We start from the raw sequence: 1,803 nt of genomic DNA, 5'->3' as shown, positions 1-1,803 counted from the left end.
GACCCTGACCACCCGACTAGCCACCCAAACACCCGACCAACAACGAGCCACACTCACCGCACTCGTCACCACCACCACCGCCACCGTGCTGGCACACCCCGACCCGACCACCCTCGACCCCGACCGGCCCTTCACCGACCTCGGCATCGACTCCCTAACCGCCCTCGAACTACGCAACACCCTTACCCAACACACCGGACTAACTCTGCCCGCGACCCTGGTCTTCGACCACCCCACCCCCAACGCGATCGCCCATCACCTGCTCACCCAGCTCACTCAGAGCGGCAAGAACGGCAGTCCCCCCGCCGAGACATTGGACGCCAAAATCCAGCGTCTAGTTGCATCCATCCCAGTCAAACGACTTCGAGCGGAAGGCGTCCTCGACCTGCTCTTGGGAATGGTTGATCGCGGAGTACGGACCATCCAAGAACAGACCAAAATTTCCGTGCAAGATATGGACCTCGATGGTCTCGTCAACCTGGTGTTGGACGTCAACCTGACATCCGACGAGGACAATGAAGGCTTCCTGACGTCGTGACCAGCTAGCGACCACATTTCGGCGTCATCGAGCTGCTCGATGGCGGCGAAAGTCTGTCCGTCAAGGGGTCGGCCGTACCAGCCGAGAGACCACCTGGCACGTCACAGCCCACGGATTTGGGTTCAACGTAGGTGAGCGCCCAGTCGCGCGCCGTACAATTTCAGGGATTCCGGGTTCAGCATCTCATCATGTTCGCAGTCGACAACATATTCGGTGATGTCGCCGGCAACGTGCGGCCGCCAATTTGCCATAAGCGCTGAACTATCAACTCGTCTAACCGAGAAGATAGTCATGTCCCCATCAAATTCGCCTGGTACATGTTGTGAGCTGAGTAATACATTCGCATTGCTGTTTTCGACCAGGATTTTCACCATCTGCTTTGACGGGAGCGGAAACTCCGTCGCTTCGTGCTGGCGTAGTAATTCTTCTGCCCGCCGATAGCTAAGAGGGAGAGAATGTTCCGGGTCAATCCCCGCGGCTCGCAAAAGGACCTCAAGGACATCGCTTTCGGTTGCCATAAAGTCGCCATCCGGGGCCTTAATGTCGACGTGAGCATCCAGGACTATCAGGCGGTTAACCACACATGCTCGTCGACGAAGTTCAATGGCAAGCTCATGCGCGACGAGGCCGCCAAAAGACCAGCCGATAAGGTTGTATGGGCCGTCAGGGTGCAACCTCTGAATGGTGTCTGCGTATGTCCTGGCCATTTCTCGGATCGATCCGGGACCCGACTCGTTGTTTTGCGGGACTTGCTGAATGCCGATTATCGGGCAATCCACGTACGGAGCCAGGTTTCGATATGGCCACGCGAGTCCTCCGCCAGGAGGTAGACAGAATAGCGGAACCCCGTCACCTTGTTGGAGCACCTCGATAGGCACAACTTCCTCGAAACGGTCTGCTGAGCCCAGCCGCTGGCTCAGGCTTGCCACAGTGGGCGCCTCCAACAAGATCCGCACCGGAAGGTCGGTATCCAACGCTGTGTTGATCCCAGCGATCACCCGCATCGCCAAAATGCTGTCGCCACCCAAATCGAAAAACGAATCCTCAGCCCCCACCCGCTCCACTCCCAACACCTGCGCAAAACTATCGGCCAGGATCTCTTCCACCAGCCCCGACGGCGCCCGATACCGGTCGGCCTGCCCATACTCCGGCGCCGGCAACGCCCGCACATCAAGCTTGCCGTTAACCGTCAACGGCAACGCCTCCACCACCACCACCGCCGCGGGCACCATATACCCCGGCAACCGCTCCGCCAGCTGGGCTCG

General features: G+C 59.1%; 2 protein-coding genes. One reads left to right on the top strand and one right to left on the bottom strand.

Annotation, left to right across the window (positions count from 1 at the left end):
- Positions 1 to 538, top strand: a 538-nt coding sequence (locus MSIMFI_RS26330; RefSeq protein WP_191499880.1) for an acyl carrier protein, incomplete at its 5' end; no start/stop codon positions are given.
- A 122-nt stretch (positions 539 to 660) separates the two neighbouring features.
- Here the strand turns inward: MSIMFI_RS26330 and MSIMFI_RS26325 are convergent.
- Complete coding sequence (locus MSIMFI_RS26325) at positions 661 to 1,755, bottom strand: thioesterase domain-containing protein (RefSeq protein WP_224770459.1); 1,095 nt, start codon at positions 1,753 to 1,755, stop codon at positions 661 to 663.
- Positions 1,756 to 1,803 lie beyond the last annotated feature (48 nt).

Source organism: Mycobacterium simulans (assembly GCF_900232995.1).
Classification (GTDB): Bacteria; Actinomycetota; Actinomycetes; order Mycobacteriales; family Mycobacteriaceae; genus Mycobacterium; species Mycobacterium simulans.
This window is presented reverse-complemented; position numbering and strand designations above follow the sequence as displayed.